The 20,985-nt window shown below is 72.1% G+C and carries 19 protein-coding genes; 12 read left to right on the plus strand and 7 right to left on the minus strand.

Going from position 1 to position 20,985, the window contains the following annotated elements; genetic code table 11:
* The first annotated feature begins 28 nt into the window (after window positions 1-28).
* Both ACGFH8_RS07995 and ACGFH8_RS08000 read left to right on the plus strand, forming a co-directional pair.
* On the plus strand, window positions 29-559 hold the full coding sequence (locus tag ACGFH8_RS07995; RefSeq protein WP_393365121.1) for a SigE family RNA polymerase sigma factor: 531 nt from the start codon (window positions 29-31) through the stop codon (window positions 557-559).
* Window positions 556-1,728 (plus strand): TolB family protein, encoded by a 1,173-nt coding sequence (locus ACGFH8_RS08000; RefSeq protein ID WP_393365122.1) that lies wholly within the window; start codon window positions 556-558, stop codon window positions 1,726-1,728. Before ACGFH8_RS07995 ends, ACGFH8_RS08000 begins: the two co-directional genes overlap by 4 nt.
* A 58-nt stretch (window positions 1,729-1,786) precedes the next feature.
* Here the strand turns inward: ACGFH8_RS08000 and ACGFH8_RS08005 are convergent, their stop codons facing one another.
* Both ACGFH8_RS08005 and ACGFH8_RS08010 read right to left on the minus strand, forming a co-directional pair.
* The gene (locus ACGFH8_RS08005; protein ID WP_393367014.1) at window positions 1,787-2,947 is read right to left on the minus strand and encodes a hypothetical protein; all 1,161 of its coding nucleotides are present in this window, start codon (window positions 2,945-2,947) and stop codon (window positions 1,787-1,789) included.
* A complete protein-coding gene (locus ACGFH8_RS08010) occupies window positions 2,833-3,972 on the minus strand; it encodes a transporter substrate-binding domain-containing protein (protein WP_393365124.1) in 1,140 nt (379 codons plus the stop codon). Before ACGFH8_RS08010 ends, ACGFH8_RS08005 begins: the two co-directional genes overlap by 115 nt.
* Before the next feature lie 241 nt (window positions 3,973-4,213).
* Here ACGFH8_RS08010 and ACGFH8_RS08015 point away from each other — a divergent pair, with 241 nt between their 5' ends.
* From ACGFH8_RS08015 to ACGFH8_RS08025, 3 genes are all read left to right on the plus strand, one after another.
* On the plus strand, window positions 4,214-4,981 hold the full coding sequence (locus ACGFH8_RS08015; RefSeq protein ID WP_393365125.1) for an SGNH/GDSL hydrolase family protein: 768 nt from the start codon (window positions 4,214-4,216) through the stop codon (window positions 4,979-4,981).
* Window positions 4,982-4,983: 2 nt separating this feature from the next.
* Window positions 4,984-5,430, plus strand: coding sequence for a hypothetical protein (locus ACGFH8_RS08020; RefSeq protein WP_393365127.1), 447 nt, complete (start codon window positions 4,984-4,986; stop codon window positions 5,428-5,430).
* A gap of 73 nt (window positions 5,431-5,503) precedes the next feature.
* Window positions 5,504-6,406: a sulfurtransferase gene (locus ACGFH8_RS08025; protein WP_393365129.1), complete on the plus strand. Its 903-nt coding sequence runs from the start codon at window positions 5,504-5,506 to the stop codon at window positions 6,404-6,406.
* An 82-nt stretch (window positions 6,407-6,488) separates the two neighbouring features.
* On the opposite strand, the gene ACGFH8_RS08030 is transcribed toward ACGFH8_RS08025, so the two are convergent.
* The 3 genes from ACGFH8_RS08030 to ACGFH8_RS08040 all read right to left on the minus strand — a co-directional run bounded on the left by ACGFH8_RS08030 (window position 6,489) and on the right by ACGFH8_RS08040 (window position 8,867).
* Window positions 6,489-7,673, minus strand: a complete 1,185-nt coding sequence (locus ACGFH8_RS08030) for a hypothetical protein (protein WP_393365130.1) — start codon at window positions 7,671-7,673, stop codon at window positions 6,489-6,491.
* On the minus strand, window positions 7,670-8,218 hold the full coding sequence (locus tag ACGFH8_RS08035; protein WP_393365131.1) for a SigE family RNA polymerase sigma factor: 549 nt from the start codon (window positions 8,216-8,218) through the stop codon (window positions 7,670-7,672). The genes ACGFH8_RS08030 and ACGFH8_RS08035 overlap by 4 nt, the downstream gene beginning before the upstream one ends.
* Window positions 8,219-8,285: 67 nt before the next feature.
* Complete coding sequence (locus ACGFH8_RS08040) at window positions 8,286-8,867, minus strand: TetR family transcriptional regulator (protein WP_393365133.1); 582 nt, start codon at window positions 8,865-8,867, stop codon at window positions 8,286-8,288.
* Between the two features lie 86 nt (window positions 8,868-8,953).
* Here ACGFH8_RS08040 and ACGFH8_RS08045 point away from each other — a divergent pair, with 86 nt between their 5' ends.
* Complete coding sequence (locus ACGFH8_RS08045) at window positions 8,954-10,132, plus strand: FAD-dependent oxidoreductase (protein WP_393365135.1); 1,179 nt, start codon at window positions 8,954-8,956, stop codon at window positions 10,130-10,132.
* On the opposite strand, the gene ACGFH8_RS08050 is transcribed toward ACGFH8_RS08045, so the two are convergent.
* Complete coding sequence (locus ACGFH8_RS08050) at window positions 10,129-11,358, minus strand: MFS transporter (protein WP_393365137.1); 1,230 nt, start codon at window positions 11,356-11,358, stop codon at window positions 10,129-10,131. The genes ACGFH8_RS08045 and ACGFH8_RS08050 overlap by 4 nt on opposite strands.
* A gap of 82 nt (window positions 11,359-11,440) precedes the next feature.
* On the opposite strand from ACGFH8_RS08050, the gene ACGFH8_RS08055 reads away from it, so the two are divergent.
* The 3 genes from ACGFH8_RS08055 to ACGFH8_RS08065 all read left to right on the plus strand — a co-directional run bounded on the left by ACGFH8_RS08055 (window position 11,441) and on the right by ACGFH8_RS08065 (window position 14,404).
* The gene (locus ACGFH8_RS08055) at window positions 11,441-12,040 is read left to right on the plus strand and encodes a TetR/AcrR family transcriptional regulator (protein ID WP_393365138.1); all 600 of its coding nucleotides are present in this window, start codon (window positions 11,441-11,443) and stop codon (window positions 12,038-12,040) included.
* Window positions 12,041-12,111: 71 nt separating this feature from the next.
* Complete coding sequence (locus tag ACGFH8_RS08060) at window positions 12,112-13,449, plus strand: acetyl/propionyl/methylcrotonyl-CoA carboxylase subunit alpha (RefSeq protein WP_393365140.1); 1,338 nt, start codon at window positions 12,112-12,114, stop codon at window positions 13,447-13,449.
* A 43-nt stretch (window positions 13,450-13,492) separates the two neighbouring features.
* On the plus strand, window positions 13,493-14,404 hold the full coding sequence (locus tag ACGFH8_RS08065) for a hydroxymethylglutaryl-CoA lyase (RefSeq protein WP_393367016.1): 912 nt from the start codon (window positions 13,493-13,495) through the stop codon (window positions 14,402-14,404).
* 54 nt (window positions 14,405-14,458) lie between these two features.
* On the opposite strand, the gene ACGFH8_RS08070 is transcribed toward ACGFH8_RS08065, so the two are convergent.
* Complete coding sequence (locus ACGFH8_RS08070) at window positions 14,459-15,019, minus strand: snapalysin family zinc-dependent metalloprotease (RefSeq protein WP_393365141.1); 561 nt, start codon at window positions 15,017-15,019, stop codon at window positions 14,459-14,461.
* A 169-nt stretch (window positions 15,020-15,188) separates the two neighbouring features.
* Between ACGFH8_RS08070 and ACGFH8_RS08075 the strand changes: the two genes are divergently transcribed.
* The 3 genes from ACGFH8_RS08075 (at window position 15,189) to ACGFH8_RS08085 (ending at window position 20,769) form a co-directional block, all read left to right on the plus strand.
* Window positions 15,189-16,721, plus strand: coding sequence for an acyl-CoA carboxylase subunit beta (locus ACGFH8_RS08075; protein ID WP_393365143.1), 1,533 nt, complete (start codon window positions 15,189-15,191; stop codon window positions 16,719-16,721).
* Between the two features lie 75 nt (window positions 16,722-16,796).
* Window positions 16,797-17,945 (plus strand): acyl-CoA dehydrogenase family protein, encoded by a 1,149-nt coding sequence (locus ACGFH8_RS08080; protein WP_393365144.1) that lies wholly within the window; start codon window positions 16,797-16,799, stop codon window positions 17,943-17,945.
* 133 nt (window positions 17,946-18,078) lie between these two features.
* Window positions 18,079-20,769 (plus strand): ATP-binding protein, encoded by a 2,691-nt coding sequence (locus ACGFH8_RS08085; protein ID WP_393365146.1) that lies wholly within the window; start codon window positions 18,079-18,081, stop codon window positions 20,767-20,769.
* The last annotated feature ends 216 nt before the right edge of the window (window positions 20,770-20,985 follow it).

The raw sequence follows: 20,985 nt of genomic DNA on the forward strand, positions 1-20,985 counted from the left end.
CGCACCACGACCCGAAGGATCGGCCCGTGTGGACCCTCTGCTGAGTGAGTTCGACTCGTTCGTCCGTACCCGCACGCCGGCGTTGCTGCGCTCGGCCTACCTGCTCACCGGTGACCAGCACCTGGCGGAGGATCTCGTCCAGTCGGCGCTGGCCCGGACACACCGGTCCTGGAACCGGCTGCACCACAGCGGCAACGCCGAGGCGTACACCCGGAAGATCATGTACCACCTGCAGGTGTCCTGGTGGCGGCGCCGCCGGGTACCCGAGTCGATGCCGGGCGACCTGCCCGAGCCCCGCGGAGGCGACTCGGCCCCGGACCACGCGCAACAGACGAGTCTGCGGCTGACCCTCCGGTCGGCGCTGGCGAAGCTCTCCCCGAAGCAACGGGCCGTGCTGGTGCTGCGGTTCTTCGAGGACCGCACCGAGGCGGAGACCGCCGACCTGCTCGGCGTCACCGTCGGCACGGTGAAGAGCCAGACGGCCAAGTCGCTCGCCAAGTTACGCGCCGTCGCCCCCGACCTCGCCGAGCTGTACGTCCTGAAGGGGAGCACCCGATGAACGACGAGCGTCTCCGGCTCGACCTGACCGACCTGGCCGATGAGGTCACGGTCGTCGACCTGCGGGACCGGACCCTGCGTACGTCCCGTCGGCTCGGGATCCAGCGCGCCGTGGCCACGTCGGCCGCGGCGCTGGTGCTGGTCGCGGCGGCGGCCGGCACCGCGCTCGCCATCCGGCCCAACGGGTCTCCCGTGCCGCTCCCCGCCGACACCCCGTCGGTGACCGCGACGCCGTCGCCGTCGCCCACCCGGTCGCCGTCGAACAGCCCCAGCGCCCCGCCCAGCGGCGGGTCCAGCGCGATCGCGCCGACGGTGGCGATCGGCAGGCTCTTCTACGGGCCCGCCGAGGTGACCGGCGCGAAGACCGCGAACCTGCGGTCCTGGCGCCCCGGCGACAACCCCGCCCAACTGCTGGCGCTGCCCGATCTCGCGTGGAAGGGCAACGTGAGCGTCTCGTCGGACGGCCGCCGAGTGGCCTGGGTGGACAGCGACGGCAGCAGCAACAACCTGTTCGTCGCGAACGCCGACGGCTCCGACCGGCGGAAGGTGCGCTCGGATGTCGACCCGTACTGCGTCACCACGGTCTGGTCGCCGGACGGGCGGCAACTGCTGTTCCGCGAGACGAAGCCGAACGCGGCGGGTGGACCCGGCCGGTACGGCGTGCTGGAGGCGCGCTCGACGGGGAAGGGCGTGCGTTGGTGGACCACCGAACCTGAGGCATGTCATGCCCTCTGGTCGGCGGACGGTCAGACCATCGCCCTGAACACCGACGCCGGCGTCGCGCTCTACGGCACGGACGGCACGACGAAGCGGGTCGTCCCCGGCTTCTCGCCGGACGGTTGGCGCAGCAACGACATCGCCAGCCTCTCCCCGGACGGCTCCCGCATCGCCCTGCTGCGGAAGAAGGCGGCTGGGGACGCCGGCGACGTCGCTCGCGACCTGCGGGTCAACGTGGTGCTGGACACCCGGACCGGGAAGGAGATCCGGCTGCCACTCGGCGGACGCGAGCTGCGGCAGGTCTACTTCCAGACCGACGGCTCGATGGTCGTACGGGTTCGGGACGGCAGCGGGCACGCGGTGCTGTTGGTCCACGCGAATGGCAGCAAGATCTCCGAGACCGCCGAGCCGGCGAGCCTGAAGGACATGCAGATCCTGGCCGCCGCGGGCTGACGCAGCGGCACGTACGAGGGCGGGCCACCTCCCGGGGTGGCCCGCCCTCGGGCCCGGTTCACCGCGCGCCGGGGAGCCGGCCCTCACAGCGGACGTCCGGATCGACCACCGGCCGCCGGGGCATCATCCAGTTCAGTGCCGTCTCCTCCACCGGCCAACCACGCACCGAGACGAGGCTGTACGGCACCTCCGTCACCTGTGGGCAGAGGACCTGCGACTCGACCCAACCGTTCGGCAGGAACCGCACGCTGGCGGCCCGGTCCAGCACGATCGTCGACGTGTCGGTGACCGCGATGAGCGCGCCGAGCACCACCTCCGGGTCGGCGTCGGCAACCGGTGGCGGCCCGGTCCCGCTGCCCTCGGTCGGCGCGCCGTCACCCGTCGGGGGTGTCGCGGCCGGGGTCGTCCTGGCCGACTCCTTCGGCACCACCTCGATCGCGGCGGTGGGCAACAGCGGCACCCGGAGGAAGACCGCGCCCATCACCACCGGGAGCACGGCGGCGACCGTGAACGCCAGGCCGTGGGTGAGCGTCGGGGCGATCCAGCCGGGGATCGGGCCGGTGAGCAACACGGTGGCGGCGGGTGGCACCGCCAGCAGCGCAGCGGTGGCCAGCTCACGATCCTGGTACGCGGTCCAGATCGCCGGCCCCAGCACGGTGTACGCCAGGATCGCCGCCGCCAGGGGCAGCGCCACACTCACCAGCAGCACCCGGGTCGGCTGGTCCGGGTGTAGATAGCGGGTGCGCAGCGCGAGCAGCCAGAGGGCGAGCATCAGCAGCGACGGCAGGAAGCGGAGCTGCCAGGTGAGCGCCCCCAGCGCGACCGCGGCGCTGATCACCCAGCCCGGGGTACGTGCCGTACCGGAGGCCAGCAGTGACCGTTCCGGGTCGAACCGGTCCGGAGCGCTGAGCCGCAGCAGCCGACCGAGCACCCCGAAGGCGAGCACGACGACGGGGAACGCCCACACCAGGGCGATCAGCAGGGCGCTGAGCAGACCGAGCGGGCTCACGTACTGCACCAGCAGCAGCATCGTGGACATGTCCTGTTGGCTGAGCTGCCACAGCCGCAGCACCAGGAGCAGGACGGGGAAGGCGGGTAGGAGGGTCAGCAGCCACTGCTGCGCCTGGCGCGCCCCCGCCATCCGGCGCGGGCGACGGGTCTCGCCGAAACTGGTGACGACCCGGGGTACGCCGGGGGCGGTAGCGCGATCCTCTCCCACGGCCACTGTCGCACCTTCACCTTCCTCGCCTCGGGTTGCTGCTGTTCCGCGACCGGCTGCGGGAGGTTGTATCGCTGCTGCCACCGGAGGTTGGCGTTGTACGCGTTCTCCCAGGTCGAGTTCTCCTCGTCCAGGGCCGATTCGGAGAGCGCGAGGTCGACCAGGTCGAGCAGGGCCTCGTTGGGGCCGACGTTGATGCCCCACTTCTCCTGCGGTGACGAGCCGATGTCCCAGTGCCGGAGTGGTTTCGGGTTCTTGAGGGTCACCGGGAAGCGTTGCCCGTCGTCGCCCGGCTGGTCGGCCGTGACGAAGCCGGCGAGGATCGCCGCGTCGGTGGTGACGGCCTGCACCTTGCCGTCGTACAGCTCCTGGACGCACTCGCTGATCCGGTTTCGGCCCACCGGCGTGGCGCCGGCCTCGCCGAGGCGCTGAATGGACGTCGAGGTGGTCAGCGAGCAGACCGTCCGCCCACGGAGATCCTCCAGGCTGCTCACCTGCCCCTCGAAGCTTTTCAGGGTGATCGCCGACTGCTCGGTGTGCAGGTACGCGGCGGAGAAGACCGCGCCCTCCTCCTTGCGCTTCTCGTTGATGCTGTACGAGGCGATGACCAGGTCGACGGTGACGAACCCGTCGTTGTCCCGGGCCTGTCGACGGGCCCGGTCCTCGCTCTCGATCGGCAGGAAGCGCACCTGGGAGTGGTCGAAGCCGAGATAGCCCGCGATCATGTAGGCGATGTCGACGTCGAAGCCCTTCCAGACGTTGTTCGCGAGGTGCTGCGAGATGCCCGGTTGGTCGTCCTTCACCCCGATGACGAGTTGCTGTTTTCCCTTGAGGCCGGCCTTCTCCAGCAACTCGTCGCGGGTCGGCGGTCCCATCGCGAGGACGATCGGGACCAGGGCGGCGACCAGGACGGCCAGCACGACGATGAGCCCCACGAGTCGGATCTGACGGGTCCGTGCGCTGCGCGGCGAGGTGGTCGCCGCCGGGGTCGGCCCCGGCGGGCTCGGTTCGCTTGCCTGGCTCAACTAGGCCCTCCCCGCTGCTCGGACCGGTGATCGGCCCCCCATTGTGAGGCCTGGGCGCGAGCCACGACACTCCGCCATAAGCCGGATTGGCGACAGTTGCACCCGATCGATCCCTGTTCCGGTGCCGGACGGATCCGCCGGCCGCATGACCTCCGCCACGTCGCCCGATCGGGGCACTGCCCGCCGCGCCTCCGGTGAAAGACTGGTCGCCGCAGGCAACGAGCGGTGTGAGGGGGCGCGGGTGCGCTGGCGCAGTTTTGTCGCGGTCGGGGACAGTTTCACCGAAGGCATGGATGACGCGTACCCGGACGGCACCTACCGGGGCTGGGCGGACCTGGTGGCGACCCGGCTCGCCGCCGAGGCGGGACCCGACTTCCGGTACGCGAACCTGGCCATCCGGGGTCGGCTCTTCCCCAGCGTGGTGGCCGAGCAGGTGCCGTCGGCGGTGGCCATGAAGCCGGATCTGATCAGCTTCGCGGCCGGCGGCAACGACGTGCTGCGCCGCACCTTCGACCCGGACGCGCTGGTGTCCCGCTTCGACGAGGTGGTCCGGCAGTTGCGTTCGGGCGGCGCGGACGTGCTGCTCTTCCGGTTCGCCGACGTGATGGCCCGGCTGCCCGGCCAGCGCCTCGTCGCCCCCCGGGTGCAGTTGCTCAACCAGGCCGTCGGCGAGACCGCCGAGCGGCACGGCGCCATCATGGTCGACCTGTACGCCGACGACACCTTCCTCAACCCGATGCTGTGGAGCACCGACCGGTTGCACCTCTCCCTGGCCGGCCACCGGCGCGTCGCGGGGCAGGTGTTGAACGCGCTCGGGGTCGACTGCGACGAGGAGTGGCTGCTGGTCCCGCCGCACCCGGCGCCGTCGCCGTGGTTGGCTGCCCGTGCCGCCGACGTGCGGTGGGCCGGTCAGCACCTCGCGCCCTGGCTGAAGCGACGGCTGACCGGCCGGTCGTCAGGTGACAGGCTGACGGCGAAGCGCCCGTCGCTCGGGCCGATCGTCGACTGAACGTGCGTACGCTGCACACCGCGCCACTGCTGCGGCGCACCCCTGGCGGTGAGCCGGTGTCGGAGCACGCCGTGCTGATCAGCGGTGATCGCATCGAGGCCGTCGGCCCGCTGGCCGAGCTGAGCGCGGCGTACGCGGGTGTGCGGGTTCGCGCGTGGCCCGGCACGCTGGGGCCGGGCCTGCTGCACGACGGTCCGTTGCCGACGGCGCCCACCCCGCGCGAGCGGGTGCATGCCCTGCTGTGCAACGGGGTGACGGCGGTGCTGGCGGAGCACCTGACCGACCCGGGGGTGCGGGCCGCCGTCGACCGGGGAGATCTGCTGGTGCTGCCCGCCGCCGTGTCGCCGACGCTGCGGCTGGGCGAGCGCGCCGACCTCGCGGTTCATGACCCCGACGGTGTCTGCCTGGTCACCGTGGTCGCCGGCCGGATCGCGCACCGCCGCGCCTGAGGGCGTCTCGCGTGCGCTGCGTCGCACCCCGATGGCCGTTCACCGGCCCGGGTGACGGCGTAGTTTGGGGATCATGTCTGTGCCGAACGATCCTGATCCCCGCCTTCAGTCGTACGCGGATCCGCAACGGCTGGTCACCACCGAGTGGCTGGCCGAGCACCTGGGCGACGAGGGCCTCGTGGTTGTCGAGTCCGACGAGGACGTGCTGCTCTACGAATCGGGTCACATTCCCGGTGCCGTCAAGGTCGACTGGCACCTGGACCTGAACGACCAGGTGACCCGCGACTATCTGGATGCCGAGCGTTTCGCCGAGTTGTGCGCCGCGAAGGGCATCGGCCGGGGTGACACGGTCGTCTTCTACGGCGACAACTTCAACTGGTGGGCCGCGTACGCCCTCTGGGTTTTCTCGCTCTTCGGCCACGCCGACGTGCGGCTGCTCGACGGCGGCCGGCAGAAGTGGATCGCCGAGGGGCGCGAGGTGACCCGCGACAAGCCGGCTCGTCCCTGCGCCGACTACCCGGTGCCGCTGCGCGACGACGCGCCGCTGCGGGCCTACCGTGAGCAGGTCATGGCGCACATCGCCGCCGGTCGGCCGCTCGTCGACGTCCGGTCGCCGGGTGAGTACACGGGCGAGACGCTGCACATGCCGGACTACCCGCAGGAGGGCGCGCTGCGCGGCGGTCACATCCCGGGCGCGGTCAGCAAGCCGTGGAAGTCGGCCGCCAACGAGGACGGGACGTTCAAGTCCGCCGACGAGCTGAAGGCGATCTACGCCGACCAGCTCGGGCTGAGCCCGGACGACGACGTGATCGCGTACTGCCGGATCGGCGAGCGGTCCAGCCACACCTGGTTCGTGCTGCGGCACCTGCTGGGCTACCCGCAGGTGCGCAACTACGACGGCTCGTGGACCGAGTGGGGCAACCTGGTCCGGGCGCCCGTCGTCAAGGGCGACCAGCCCGGTGGCCTCGCCGCCTGAGCGACGCCGACCTGTCGGCCGCCGGAGCGGCCGGTGGTGTGGACCGTCCCCGCGCGATGCCCTTTCGCGCGGGGACGGTCGTTCAACCGGCGACTGCGATCACGCCACGCAGGTCGCGGATGATGCCGGTGACCTCACCGGTCTCCGGGTTCCAGCGGGCCAGCGCGGCCGGTTCCAACCGGAGCAGCACCGCACCCATGTTGTCCCAGCCGAGCACCTCGCAGCAGCCCTTACCGCGCTCCCGGCCCAGGTCGAGCAGGTGGGACACGGCACCGGTCCGCGCGTCCAGCACCGCCGCCCCCTCGGCGCCGTCGATCTCGTCGCTGGTGATCCACGCGGCGCTGGCCAGCCGCCCGCCGTGCAGCCAGCCCTGGCCGTAGAACTCGTTGATCGCATACGGCGAGGGCAGTCCGTCGCCGGTGATCCGCTGTTCGGAACGGACGGTTGCCTCGCGGGCGGTGCGGCTGCGCAGTGTCAGGCCATCCCGTTCGCCGATCAACTCGACGAGCGGCGCCTCGCGGCCGGCCTCCGGGTCGGGTGCGGCCAAGACCCAGGTCGACACGTCGATCCTGCTCGCCGCCCAGGTGACCCGGTCCACCGCGTACGTCCGGTCGTCGCCCCCGACCAGCACCCGGTCGTTCGCCCAGATGACCAGCTCCAGATAGCCGTCGAGGGGAATCCGGCGCACCTGCGCGGTGGTGAGGTCGACGACGACCAGTTCCTTGGTCTGCGCGAACGCCGCCGACTTGCCGTCCGGCGACAGCACGCCCGGCTTCACGGCGAGTGCCTCGTTGTAGCCCGCATCCCGGGTGGGTTGCAGCGTCACCACGTCGAGGCTGCGTACCACGCCGTCGTTGCCGAGCACCCGCACCGGGCCGTCCGCGCGATTTTCCTCGTCCGTCGGCTGGAACAGCGCCAGCGCCCGCTGGACCGGTCGCTCGGAGAGCGGCACGGTCGCCGGGCCGCCGAGCCGGGCCAGCGGATCGGGTGGGAAGGCCAGCTCGGCGGGCGGGTGCTGCACGGGATCGGCGTGCGTGGGGACGGCGGTCGGAGTCGGCGCCACCGAGTGGTTCGGTGGTGGGTCGGTTGGCCGCAGGACCGCCACCGTGCCACCGCCGACGAGTGTCACGGCCAGGGCGACCACGACGACGACCCGTCGGGTACGCCGCTTGCGCAGGGCCCGGTCCCAACTGGCCACTGCCGGCTGGCTGGGCAGCACGTCCTCGACGGTGATGGTCAGCAACCGGCGCAGGTCCTGCTCGTTCACGGGTTCACCTCCATGCCGGCGGCCAGATCGGCCGAGCCCTGCCGTGGCCGGGCGTCCCGGGCGAGGTCAGGGGCGACCTCGCGGAGGCGGCGTAGCGCCGCGTGACACTGGCTCTTCACGGTGCCGACGGTCACCCCGAGCGCCTCGGCGGTGGCGACCTCGGTCAGGTCTTCGTAGTAGCGCAACACCAGGACGGCCCGCTGCCGGGGCGGCAGCAGGCTCAGTGCGTCGTGCATGGTCAGCCGCAGCGCGCCGTCCCGGTCGTGGGTCGCCCGGTCCGGTGGTGTGGCGCTCAGCCACTCCCGCCGTCGCCGTCGCCACCACGACACCGCGTCCCGGTAGAGGATGGCCCGCACGTACGCGGAGGGGTCGCCGTCGCGGACCGACGCCCAGCGCAGCGCCAGCTTGAGCAGGGCGTCCTGGAGCAGATCCTCGGCCTGGTGCTGGTTGCCGCAGATCAGATAGGCCGCACGGAGCAGCCGGTGTTGGTGGTTCTCCACGAAGGCGAGGTAGCCGTCCCGGCCGTCGTGTCCCGTCGGTGCCATCCGCCCCCTCCCGGCCGCCGCGTTACGCGTCACCTGCCAGACGCACGGCGAGGGGTAAAAGGTTGGGTCAGTTTTCCGGATTCCCGGTCAGGTAGCGCTGCAGGGTCGGCGCGATCCAGGCGACCAGCTCCTCGGCTGGCAGATCCACAACCGGTGGCAGGCGGACGATGTATCGGGTGAAGGCCAGACCGAGGATCTGACTGGCCACCAGACCGGCACGGCGGGCTGTCGTCGCCGGGTCGGTGCCGAACGTGGCCACGGCGGCGGTGAGCTGGTCGGCGAAGATGCCGCGCATGCGCTCCGCGGCGCCCGGATTGGTGCTGGCCGCCCGGAGCAGCGCCACGAGCGTCTCGTCGCCCTCCCATCGGGTGAGGAAGTGCCGGATCAGCACCTCGCCGAGGTGGGCGGGCGGCACCGGGGCCAGATCGGGCAGGCGGAGGTCGAACTCGGCGGCCGCCGCGAAGAGCCCCTCCTTGCTGCCGTAGTAGCGCATCACCATCGACGGGTCGATCTGGGCGTCGGCGGCGATGGCCCGAATCGTGGCGCGCTCGTAACCGTCCGCCGCGAAGCGTTCCCGGGCCGCTCGCAGGATCGCCGCCCGGGTGGCGTCGGAGCGACGGCTGTGGGTCGGTTGGGCGGACGCGGTCATGGCGACGACCGTATGCCAACAACTGTTGACACACAATCGGCAGCGCCCTAGCGTTGCCAACACGTGTTTGCCAACAAGTGTTGGCAATGGCTTCTCCGGAGGTGGCCATGCTGCCCGTGAGCACCGACGTGCTGGTGGTGGGCGCCGGCCCCACCGGTCTCGCCACCGCGCTGACGCTCGCCCGACGCGGGATCGAGGTGACCGTGCTGGACCAACTGGCCGCGCCGCCGACGACCTCCCGCGCGGCGGTCGTGCACGCGTACACCCTGGAGGTGCTGGACCGGATCGGCGCGGCGGCGCCGCTCGTCGCCCAGGGGATGCGGTCGCCGCGCTTCACCGTGCGCGACCGGGACCGGGTGTTGCTGACGGTGCCGTTCCACGAGTTGCCGTCCCGCTTCCCCTACGCGCTGCTGATCTCGCAGTCGGTCACCGAGGCGGTCCTCACCGCACAGTTGGCAGCCCACGGCGTCCGGGTCCGACGGCCGTCCCGGCTGACCGGCCTGAGTACGACCGGCGGCGGCGTGCTCGCGCGGGTCGACGGGGCAGAGCTGCGCGCCCGGTACGTGGTCGGTGCCGACGGCCTGCACAGCACCGTCCGGCAGGCAGCCGGCATCGGCTTCACCGGCCCCCGCGACGAGGAGTCCTTCGTGCTCGCCGACGTACGGGTGGACAGCGCCCTGCCCGGCGACGAGGTGGCGCTCTTCCTCGCCCGGTCCGGTCCGCTGATCTGGGCCCCGCTGCCGGGCGGGGTGGTCCGGCTGGTGGCCGCGGTGGCGAGCGCTCCGCCGGATCCGGCTGCGGCGTACCTCCAGGCGCTGCTCGACGAGCGCGGTCCGGCGCGACGACCCGACCGGGTGACCGAGGTCCTCTGGGGCTCCCGGTTCCGGGTGCACCATCTGATCGCCGACACCTTCCGAGCCGGGTCGGTGCTGCTGGCCGGGGACGCCGGGCACGTACACAGCCCGGCCGGCGGTCAGGGCATGAACCTCGGCATCTGCGACGCGGTCGCCCTCGGCACCGCCGTGGCGGACGTGCTCGACGGAGGCCCGGAGTCGCTGCTCGACGACTACAGCGACGGGCAGCGGCCGATGGCCGAGGACGTGCTGAGTTTCGCCGCCGGGCTGACCCGGCTGGCGACCGTCCCCCCGGCCCACCGACCCGCCCGGGACGTGCTGATCCGGCTGCTCGGCGCACTGCCGCCGGCCCGCCGGAAGGTCGCGCTACGCCTGTCCGGGTTGTCCCACCGGCAGCCGGCGTCAGGCTAGGCAACCACGCTCTGGTTCGGCACGCCGGTCGCGGCCGGCCGCAGTGTCCGCCACGCGGCCACTGTGACAAGCGCGAACGTGCCTGCCGCCGCGCCCGCCACCGGCACCGTGCCGTACGCCGCGGCGGCCAGGCCGGCGAGCACCGCCCCGACCGGTGCGGTGAGCAGACCCACCATCCGCTGCGCCGCACCGACCCGGCCGAGCAGCCCGGCCGGCACGTGCCGCTGCCCGTACGACGCGCACAGGCTGTTCCACACCACGGTCCCGGCGGCGAAGACGGCCAACGCGAGGCCACCCGGCACCGGATCGCGAGCGAGCGCGAACCCGGTCAGTGCCACGGTCTCCACGGCGAGCACGGCGCGAAGCGCCGGCAGCGTGCCGACCCGGGCGGCGAGCCGGCCGGCACCGAGCGCCCCCGCCACACCGCCGACGATGGCGGCCGCGGCGAACAGCCCGTACCCCGCGGGCGGCACCCGCAGCACGTCGAGCGCGTAGAGCACCTGCACCGCCATGATTCCGCTGATCGCCAGGTTGCTGGCGGCGGCGAGCAGGGTGACCCGCCACAGTGTCCGGTGGCCGCGTAGCCACCGCACCCCCTCGGCGATCTCGCTCCACACCGACCCGCGTCGTCCGTGCGCGACCGGGGCCGGAGTCGCAACCGGTGCCAGGGCCAGCACGAGCAGGGCGGCGGCGGCGAAGGTGACGGCGTCGAGAGCGAACGGCAGGGCCGGGGCGACGGCGAAGAGGAGACCGGCGGCGGGTGCGCCGAGGAAGCCGCCGGCCACCGCGGCCCCCGCCTGCAGTCGACCGTTCGCCCGGGGCAGCGCGTCCGGGGGCACCAGCGCCGGAAGCAGGGCGAACGACGCCGAGTCGAAGAGCGTGCCCAACGCGGCGAGGAGGAACGCGGCCAGCAGCAGCACCGCGACACCGATCCGGTCGAGGGCGACCGCGACGGCCAGCGCCGCCACCACGGTGGCGCGTACGCCGTCGACCAGGGACATCGTCCGACGTCGGTCCCAGCGGTCCGCGTACACGCCGCCGAGCAGGCCGAAGAGCAGTGGCGGGAGCTGACCAGCCACGACGACCGCCGCGATGATCCGGGGGTCGCGGGTCACCGTCGCGGCCAGCAGGGCCAGCGCCGGCGTACGCAGCGCGTCCCCGAGCCTCGACGAGACGGCGGCGGACCAGAGCAGCCGGAAATCTCGGCCGAGCGGAGGGGAGGTCATCCGGTGACCGTGCGGGTTCGACCGGGTCGAGGGTCAAGCCGCTGTCCTCCATCGCAGGCAGTTCGCGGTCTAGGCTTGCCCGGTGACGGTGGAGCAGCAGGCACGGGGTGCGGCGGGTACGGGCCGGCGCAGGTCCCGCAAGGACGAGATTCTGGAGATCGCGGTTGGTCTGTTCGCCGCCCGCGGCTACCACGGTGTGTCGATGGACGACATCGGCGCGGCCGCTGGGGTCACCGGTCCGGCGCTCTACCACCACTTTGCCGGCAAGGAGGCGATGCTGGCTGCCGCGCTCATCCCGGTGAGTGAGGGTCTGCTGGCCGGCGGTCGGGAACGCGCGGTCGGGCACCCGGACGATCCCCGCGAGGTGCTGGAGTCCCTTATCGACTTCCATGTCGAGTTCGCGCTGGCCAACCCGGCGGTGATCGCGCTGCACCTGCACGAGCTGGACCGCCTGCCGGAGGAGCCGCGGCGGCGCATCCGCCGGCTGCAACGGCTCTACGTCGAGGAGTGGGTGACGGTGCTCACCGCACTGCACCCGGGCATGCCCGACGGTGAGGCACGGGTGATCGCGCACGCCGCGTTCGGTCTGATGAACTCGACCCCGTTCCTCGGCGGTGAGGTGGATCGGCGGCGTCGCGCCGAGCTGTTGCGCGGGGCGGCCCTGGCCGCGCTGCTCGCCTGAGTCGACTCGTCAGAAGCCGGCCGGTCGTGATTCCCTGACATCGTCCCAACATCCGGACGCCGGGAGGAAACATGATCGAGTCACTGTTGGTCGCCAATCGGGGCGAGATCGCCCGCCGGATCATCCGTACCGCCAAGCGGCTCGGCATCCGCGCGATCGCTGTGTACTCGGAGGCCGACGCCGACCTGCCGTTCGTCGCCGAGGCCGACGAGGCGGTCCTGATCGGCCCGCCGGCTCCGGCGCAGAGTTACCGCAACACCGAGGCGATCCTCGCCGCCGCCACGTCGACAGGCGCGCAGGCCATCCACCCCGGGTACGGCTTCCTGTCGGAGAACGCCGAGTTCGCCCGTACCGTCGAGGCCAGCGGCCTGATCTGGGTCGGGCCCGGCGCGGACGCGATCACCGCGATGGGCGACAAGATCAACGCTCGGAACCTGATGGCGGCGGCCGGCGTTCCGGTCGCGCCCGGCACCACCGACCCGGCCGCCGACCTGGACGCGGCGGTGACGGCCGCCGCCGAGATCGGCTACCCGGTGATGGTCAAGGCCGCGGCCGGTGGCGGCGGCATGGGCATGGGCGTGGCCGTCGACGAGGCGGCGCTGCGCACCGAGTACGACAAGGTGCGCGCGTTCGCCGAGCGGATGTTCGGTGACGGCTCGGTGCTGATCGAGCGGTTCTTCCCCCGGGTGCGGCACGTCGAGGTGCAGATCCTCGGCCTGGCCGACGGTCGGGTGGTGGCGCTCGGCGAGCGGGAGTGCTCGGTGCAGCGGCGTAACCAGAAGCTGGTCGAGGAGTCCCCGTCCCCGGCGGTCTCGCCGGAGCTGCGGTCCCGCCTGCTGGCGGCGGCGGTGCGCGCGGGTGAGGCGGTCGGCTACCGCAACGCCGGCACGGTGGAGTGCCTGCTCGACCCGGCCACCGGCGACTTCTTCTTCCTGGAGATGAACACACGCCTTCAGGTGGAACACCCGGTGACCGAGTACGTGTACGGCATCGACCTGGTCGAGGAGCAGTTGCGGGTGGCGTCCGGGCTGGCCCCGACGTTCGACCCGGACGCGTTGACCTCGCGGGGCCACGCCATCGAGATGCGGGTCAACGCCGAGGACCCGAAGCGCTTCCTGCCCGGTCCCGGTGTGATCAGGACCTGGGTGGAGCCGGCGGGTGACGGTGTCCGGGTGGACTCCGGCTACACCGAGGGCAACACGGTCACCCCGTTCTACGACAGCCTGCTGGCCAAGCTGATCATCACCGGCGCCACCCGGGCGGAGGTGCTGGAACGCGCGAAGGTCGCGGTGGCCGCCTTCCAGATCGCCGGCCCGAAGAACAACCTCCCCTTCTTCACCGAGCTGCTCGACAACGAGGAGTTCCTCTCCGGCGCCTACGACACGGCCATCGTCTCCCGCATGCGCTGACCCCGACCCCGTTGATCAAGAGTGAGGTGACCCCGTGACGGACCTGCCGGGTTTCGTTTCCATTCGTGAGGTTGGGCCACGGGACGGGTTGCAGAACGAGGACCCGATCCCGACCGATGCCAAGGTGCGGCTGCTCGACGCCCTCTCCGGCACCGGGGTGCGCCGGATCGAGGCGGTGTCGTTCGTGCACCCGAGGGCGATTCCGCAGATGGCCGACGCCGACGAGGTGTGGCAGCGGGCGGTGCGGGCCGACGGCGTGCGCTACTCGGCGCTGGTGCCGAACACCCGGGGTGCCCAGCGCGCCCTCGCGGCCGGCTTCACCGAGATCGAGGTGGTGGTCTCGGCCAGCGACACGCACAACCGACGCAACGTCAACCGGTCCACCGACGAGTCGCTCGACGACATCGCCGAGCTGATCGACCTGCTGCACGCCGCCTCCGCGCGGGTCGAGGTGATCGTCGCGACGAGCTTCGGCTGCCCGTACGAGGGGGACATCGACCCGCTGCGGGTGGCCGGCATCGTGGACCGGGTGGTCCGTGACGGCGCGGACCGGGTCGCGTTCGGCGACACCACCGGAATGGGCACCCCACGCCGGGTCCGCGAGCTGCTGACCGCGGTACGCGACCGCAACGCGCACGTGCCGGTGCTGCTGCACTTCCACAACACCAGGGGTACGGCGCTGGCCAACCTGTTGACCGCGCTGGAGCTGGGGGTCACCGAGTTCGACGCCAGCGTCGGTGGTCTGGGCGGTTGCCCGTACGCGCCGGGGGCGAGCGGCAACCTGGCCACCGAGGAGGCCGTGCACATGCTGCACGACATGGGCATCGACACCGGCATCGATCTGCCGGCGCTCATCGAGGCGGCGGAGTTGGCCGAGGAGTTGCTCGGCAAGAAGCTGCCGTCCGGTGTGCTGCGGGCCGGTCCGCGTACCCGGCTGACGCCGCTGCCGAGCTGAGGACGCGACGAAGGGGCCGGCGCGGGCGCCGGCCCCTTCCACCTGCCGAGTCGGTCAGCTCACCGGAGCGACCACGCTCGGCCAGCTGTCCCGGAAGACGTTCGCGTTACGGTCGGTGGCGCTGAACGTGCCGGCGAAGAGACTGCTCACCCGGTTCGCCTCGGCGGTGCTCGGGTACGGGTTGGTGCAGCCGGTGCCGGCGCTGCCGCCGGACATCAGGATCGCGCAGTTGCCGTTGTAGTTGTCCGGCAGGCCGAGGATGTGCCCGATCTCGTGGGTCATGATCCGCAGCACGCTGTACTGCGCCGCCTGCTGGGTGTCGATGTAGACCCGGCCGTTGCCGAGGCTGGTCCGCACGGCGTAGGAACCGCCGCCGGTGATCCGGTAGATCCGCAGGTTGGAGCCGCAGTTCGCGGAGAGCGTCAGGTTCGACGTGGCGTTGTTCCAGATCGAGGCGGACTGGTTGGCGACGCTGGCGTAGCTGCCCGCCTGGCTGGTGTTGTAGCAGATGGTCATGGCGGCGGACGCGGGTGCGGGGTTGGCGACCGTGACGCCGACGGTTGCGAGTGCCGTCGCGAGGAACGCGACCGCGAGCCGATTGAGTCGTGAGGTCATCGCTGACTCCAATCCGGGAGGAGGGGTGCCAGGAGCCTAGCGATAAGGATTCATGTTATTCAATGTCTTGTGTTGGGCCTCGCCGGTCTGATTCGCTCATGGGTCGCGGGTGGTCGCGCCGATGCGCTAGCCTAACGATCGTTCAGGTCAGGATGGCGAGGGAGTCGGCGTGACGCTCGACGGTGAGGCACTGGAGCAGCTGCGCAAGCGGGCCCGATCCGGCGGCGCGGACAAGTACCACGCGGCCAACGCCGCCAAGGGCAAGCTCTTCGCCCGCGAGCGGGTCGCGCTCCTGGTCGACGAGGGCTCGTTCGTCGAGGACGGCCTCTACGCCAACGCGCTCGCCGACGGGCTGCCCGCCGACGGCGTGGTCACCGGCACCGCCACCATCGACGGTCGGCAGGTCTGCCTGATGGCCAACGACTCCACGGTCAAGGCCGGCAGTTGGGGCGCCCGCACCGTCGAGAAGATCATCCGCATCATCGAGCGCGCGTACGGCGCCGGCGTGCCGATGGTCTACCTGGTCGACTCGGCCGGCGCGCGGATCACCGACCAGGTCGACCTCTTCCCCGGCCGCCGCGGCGCCGGCAAGATCTTCTGGAACCAGGTCCGCGCCTCCGGCTCGATCCCGCAGGTGTGCGCGCTGTTCGGCCCGAGTGCCGCCGGAGGGGCGTACATCCCGGCGTTCTGCGACGTGGTCGCCCTGGTCGACGGCAACGCCAGCATGTACCTCGGCTCCGACCGGATGGTCGAGATGGTCACCGGGGAGAAGACCACCCTGGAGGCGATGGGCGGGGCCAAGGTGCACACCGCCGAGTCCGGCGTGGGGCACTTCCTCTGCAAGACCGAGGCCGACGCGCTGGACGTGGTCAAGACCTACCTGTCGTACCTGCCGGCGAACTGGACGCAGGCGCCGCCGGCCGCGCCGGCGGTCGCCGCGCCCGCGAAGGCCGACCTGGCCGCGCTGGTGCCGGCGAGCGAACGGCAGGCGTTCGACATGCGGCGGTACGTCAAGGGCCTGCTCGACGAGGGTTCGTTCTTCGAGATCCAGGCGCTCTGGGCGAAGGAGCTGACCATCGGCTTCGGTCGTCTCGACGGTCAGGTCGTCGGCGTGCTGGGCAACAACTCGATGTTCAAGGGCGGTGTGCTCTTCGTCGACTCGGCCGACAAGGCGACCCGGTTCGTGCAGCTCTGCGACGCGTTCAACGTGCCGCTGCTGTTCCTCAGCGACGTACCCGGCTTCATGGTCGGCAGTGTGGTGGAGAAGCAGGGCATCATCCGGCACGGCGCCAAGATGATCACCGCGATCTCCGAGGCGACGGTGCCGAAGATCTGCGTGGTGGTCCGCAAGGCGTACGGCGCCGGCCTCTACGCGATGGCCGGCCCCGGGTTCGAGCCGGACGCCACGATCGCGCTGCCGAGCGCGAAGATCGCGGTCATGGGCGCCGAGGCCGCCGTGAACGCGGTCTACGCCAACAAGATCGCGGCAATCGAGGACGAGGCCGAACGGGCCGCCTTCGTGGCCGCCAAGCGGGCCGAGTACGAGCAGGACATCGACGTCGTCCGGCTGGCCAGCGAGCTGGTCGTGGACGCCATCGTCGAACCGCACGACCTGCGTACCGAGTTGGTCCGTCGCTTCGCGGCCGCGCGGACGAAGGATCGGCACTTCTCCCGCCGTCGGCACGGCGTCACCCCGGTCTGATCCTCGACCCAGGCCCCACCGCGACCCGTCCCGGCGTCACGAGCGCCCGACGGACCGTCCTTACAGGAGGATGAGATGGACTTCCGGCTCACCGACGATCAAGCGGCGCTGCGGGAGAGCGTGCGGGACTTCGCGCGCCAGGTGGTCGCCCCGGTCATCGCCGAGCACTACGAGCAGCACACCTTCCCGTACGAGGTGATCCGCCAGATGGGCAAGATGGGCCTGTTCGGCCTGCCCTTCGACGAGGAGCACGGCGGCATGGGCGGCGACTACTTCGCGCTCTGCCTGGCCCTGGAGGAGTTGGCCCGGGTCGACTCCAGCGTGGCCATCACGCTGGAGGCGGCGGTCTCACTGGGCGCGATGCCGATCTACCGGTTCGGCACGGCGGAGCAGAAGGCGACGTGGCTGCCCAGGTTGCTCAGCGGCGAGGCGCTGGCCGGGTTCGGTCTCACCGAACCGGGCACCGGCTCGGACGCCGCTGGCACCCAGACGCGGGCGGTGCTCGACGGGGACGAGTGGGTGATCAACGGGTCGAAAGCGTTCATCACCAACTCGGGGACCGACATCACGGCCATGGTGACCGTCACGGCGGTGACCGGCACGAACCCGGACGGCTCCAAGGAGCTGTCGACGATCATCGTGCCGACCGGCACGCCCGGATTCACCGTGGCGCCCGGCTACTCCAAGGTGGGGTGGACCGCCTCGGACACGCACGAGCTGACGTTCGACGACTGCCGGGTGCCGGCGGCCAACCTGCTCGGCGAGCGGGGCCGGGGATTCGCGCAGTTCCTGCGGATCCTCGACGAGGGCCGGATCGCCATCGCCGCCCTGGCGGTCGGCCTCGCCCAGGGCTGCGTCGACGAGTCGATCAAGTACGCGAAGGAGCGGCACGCGTTCGGTCGGTCGATCGGCGCCAACCAGGCCATCCAGTTCAAGATCGCCGACATGGAGCTGAAGGCGCACACCGCCCGACTTGCCTACTACGACGCCGCCGCCCGGATGCTCGCTGGCGAGCCGTTCAAGCGCCAGGCCGCCATCGCCAAACTGCACGCCAGCACGATCGCGGTGGACAACGCCCGGGAGGCCACCCAGATCCACGGCGGATACGGATTCATGAACGAGTACCCGGTGGCCCGCTTCTGGCGGGACTCCAAGATCCTGGAGATCGGCGAGGGCACGAGCGAGGTGCAACGCATGATCATCGCTCGCGATCTGGGTCTCTGAAGGTCCGCCGCGGCGGGCCTTCCGGTCGGTCCGGCAGGGCTGTCCGTAGGGCTGTCGGATTATCGGCGAACGGGCGTCGGTAGCCCGACGTTCGGCTGCCGACGGTCGTAGTCCATCCGTACTCTTCGTGGCCATGACTCCGGATCATGATCGGTCACGGAGCCCGGCTGGTCGTACCTCCCTGCCGGAGCTGCTCCGCGGGCATCGACGTGCCGCCGGCCTGACCCAGGCCGAGCTGGCGTCCCGTGCCGGGGTGGGTGTGCGGACGGTGCGTGACCTGGAGCGGGGCCGTTCGGTCCGGCCGCAACGCACCACCGTCGAGTTGCTCGCCACGGCGTTGGCGCTGACCGGCGCCAGCCGGGCGGCGTTCCTGGCCGCCGCCCGCGGCCCCTCCGGCGCTGACTCACCCCGGCCGGGCACCACCCCGCCCGCGCTCGCGATCGGTGACCAGACGACAGCGCTCGCGGCGGCCACCAACCCGCCGGTCACACTTCCGCCGCCGGTCGCGCTCGTCGGCCGGGAACGCGACCTCACCGAGCTGGCCGAGATGCTGACCGCAAAGCGTGGGCCCCGGCTGGTGAGCCTCGTCGGGTTGGCCGGCGTCGGCAAGACCGCGCTGGCGACGGCGGTGGCACACCTGGTGGCCGTCGCCCACCCGGGCGGTGTGGCCGGAGTGCTTGTGGCGGAGGGCGCGGACGGGCCGGACGTGTTCGCCGCCTCGATGGCCGGACTGAGCGCGGCCCGGCTGCCGGAACTCGTGGCCCGGCTCGCCGGACGGCCGGCGCTGCTGGTGCTGGACGCGGTGGAGCACGCGCCGGGTCCGGCCGCCACGACGCTGCACCGGCTGCTCGGTGCCGTGCCCTCGTTGCGGGTGCTGGTCACCGGTCGGCACCCGGTCGGACTGCCCGGCGAGAGGGTCTGGCCGGTCGCGCCGCTCGACGTGCCGCCACCGGGCGCCGAACGCGCGGGAGCGGCCACGCTCGAATCGTGGCCGGCGGTCGCGTTGTTCACCTCCCGACTGGCTCAGGTCCGCCGGGAGCCGCCCACCCCCGATGAGCTGCCCGCGCTCGTCGCGTTGGTCCGCAGGCTGGGAGGGCTGCCGCTGGCCATCGAGCTGATGGCCGCCCGGGGCCGTCTGCTCGACCTCACCGAACTGCTCGACAGGTACGGCGACCGCGTGCTCGACCTCGCCACTCCCGCCGATCCGGCGGCCCGGCCCGGCTGGGACCCCCCGGACGCGCGTACCCGTCCTTCCCGCGAGTCGGACCCCGCCTCGGCGGCGGTGTCGGTCACCCTGCGGGACGCGGTGGCGACCAGCTACCGGTTGCTGGCACCCGACGAGCGGGCAGCGCTGCGGCAGCTCGCCGTGTTCGGCGACCGCTGGTCGGTGGAGTTGGCCGAGGAGATGCTCGGCGACAAGGCCGACCGGGACGGCACGGTGGCGATCGACCCCGTTCCGCTGCTGGACCGGCTCGTCGAGCTGGGGCTGCTGAGCGTACGCGGCACCGGGCAGTTCCGGTTCCGGCTGCTCGACGCGGTCCGCGACTACGCCGTCGAGCAGGCGGCCGGGGCGGGTGAGTTGACCTGCATCAGGCGTCGGCACGCCGAGGTGATCGCGCGCCTGGTGGCGCGGACGGCGGGTGATCTGGTCGGCCCCCGGCAGCCCGACGCGGTGCACCGACTGGACGAGATGAGCAGTGACATCAGCTCGTCGCTGGCCCACGCGACCACCGACGACCCGCTCACCGCGCTGCGGCTGGCCGCGTGCCTGACCCGCTGGTGGCGGTTCCGTGGGCGCGACGTCGCCGGGCGACAGTGGTTGCGGCGGCTGCTGGCGGACCCGCGGACCGCCGACGCCGATCCGATCCTGCGTGCCTGGGGCGCGCTGGGGATTGCCCGGCTCGCGGTCGAGCACGGTGCGGGCGCCGAGGAACTGTCGACGGCGCGTACGGCGTTGGAGATCTTCCAACAGGTCGGCGATGTCACCGGGGAACTGGAGGCACGAAACGTCCTCGGCACCCTGCTGATCGACGTCGGTGGGCAGGACGAGGCTCGAGAGCAGGCCGAGACGGCGCTGCGGTTGGCCGCCCGGAACGGACGTACCCGGGATCTGGCGGTGGCCCAGAACAGTCTTGCCTGGCACGAGATCCGGACCGGTGACCTGGCCGCCGCCCGTCGCCGGCTCGCCGCGGTGGACCGGCTCGCCGCCGAGAGCGGAGAGCAGCGCCTTCGGGTGCTGGCCTGGGCCAGTCGGGCCGAGGTCGCCCGCCTGGAGGGCTGGTACGCGGACGCCGTCGACCAGGGCCGGCGGACGCTCGCGGCGTTGTCCGAGCTGGGTGATCCGAGGCGACGCCGCCGGGTGCTTGGGAAGATCGGGTTGGCGCTCGCCCAGGACGGGCGTGCCGCGGAGGCGACCGAGGTGCTCACCGAGCTGCGTGCGGGGGCCGCTGAGGCGGCGGCGGCCGAATCACCGCGAGCGCCGGCTCGGCGGGCCGTGATACCGCGCCAACGCTCGGAGGACGCGGCGCTGCCGGCCGGCGGGCCGGAGGCGGGGCTCGGTGCGTTGATCGAGGGAAATCTGGCGCTGCACCGGGGCGATCGCGAGTTGGCCGCCGAGTGGTTCGCCGCCGCCGCCGACGCCAGAGGTCAGGAGCGCCGAGACGTGGTGGAGGCGCTTGTCGGGCTGGCCGCGAGCACCGCGGACCCGGCGGTCCTCGAGCGGCTGGAGCGGGTCTGCGAGGAGAGCGGCATTCGACTGCTGCCGCAGGAATCGGGACTGCTCTACGCGCTGACGGCCGCCCGGAGCGGACCGGAAGCGCCGTAGGAGGGCCGGTGCCGGTGCCCGTGCGTGGGCGTGGGCGTGGTGAGAGTGGCGCGGACGAAGAGCCCCCTTGGTGCTACCCCTCGCTGTTCGCCCGCGCCGTCACCCCCCGGTGATCCCCGGTGCGGGAAGCCTGCCACCCCCACGAGAGCGGAACGTCGGGTTTGGTGGAATTCTCCGGCTTGGCTGGCGCAGTTCTGCCGGTCTTTCTGCCGGTGC

This window comes from Micromonospora sp. NPDC049175 (assembly GCF_043197345.1).
In the GTDB taxonomy this organism is placed as follows: domain Bacteria; phylum Actinomycetota; class Actinomycetes; order Mycobacteriales; family Micromonosporaceae; genus Micromonospora.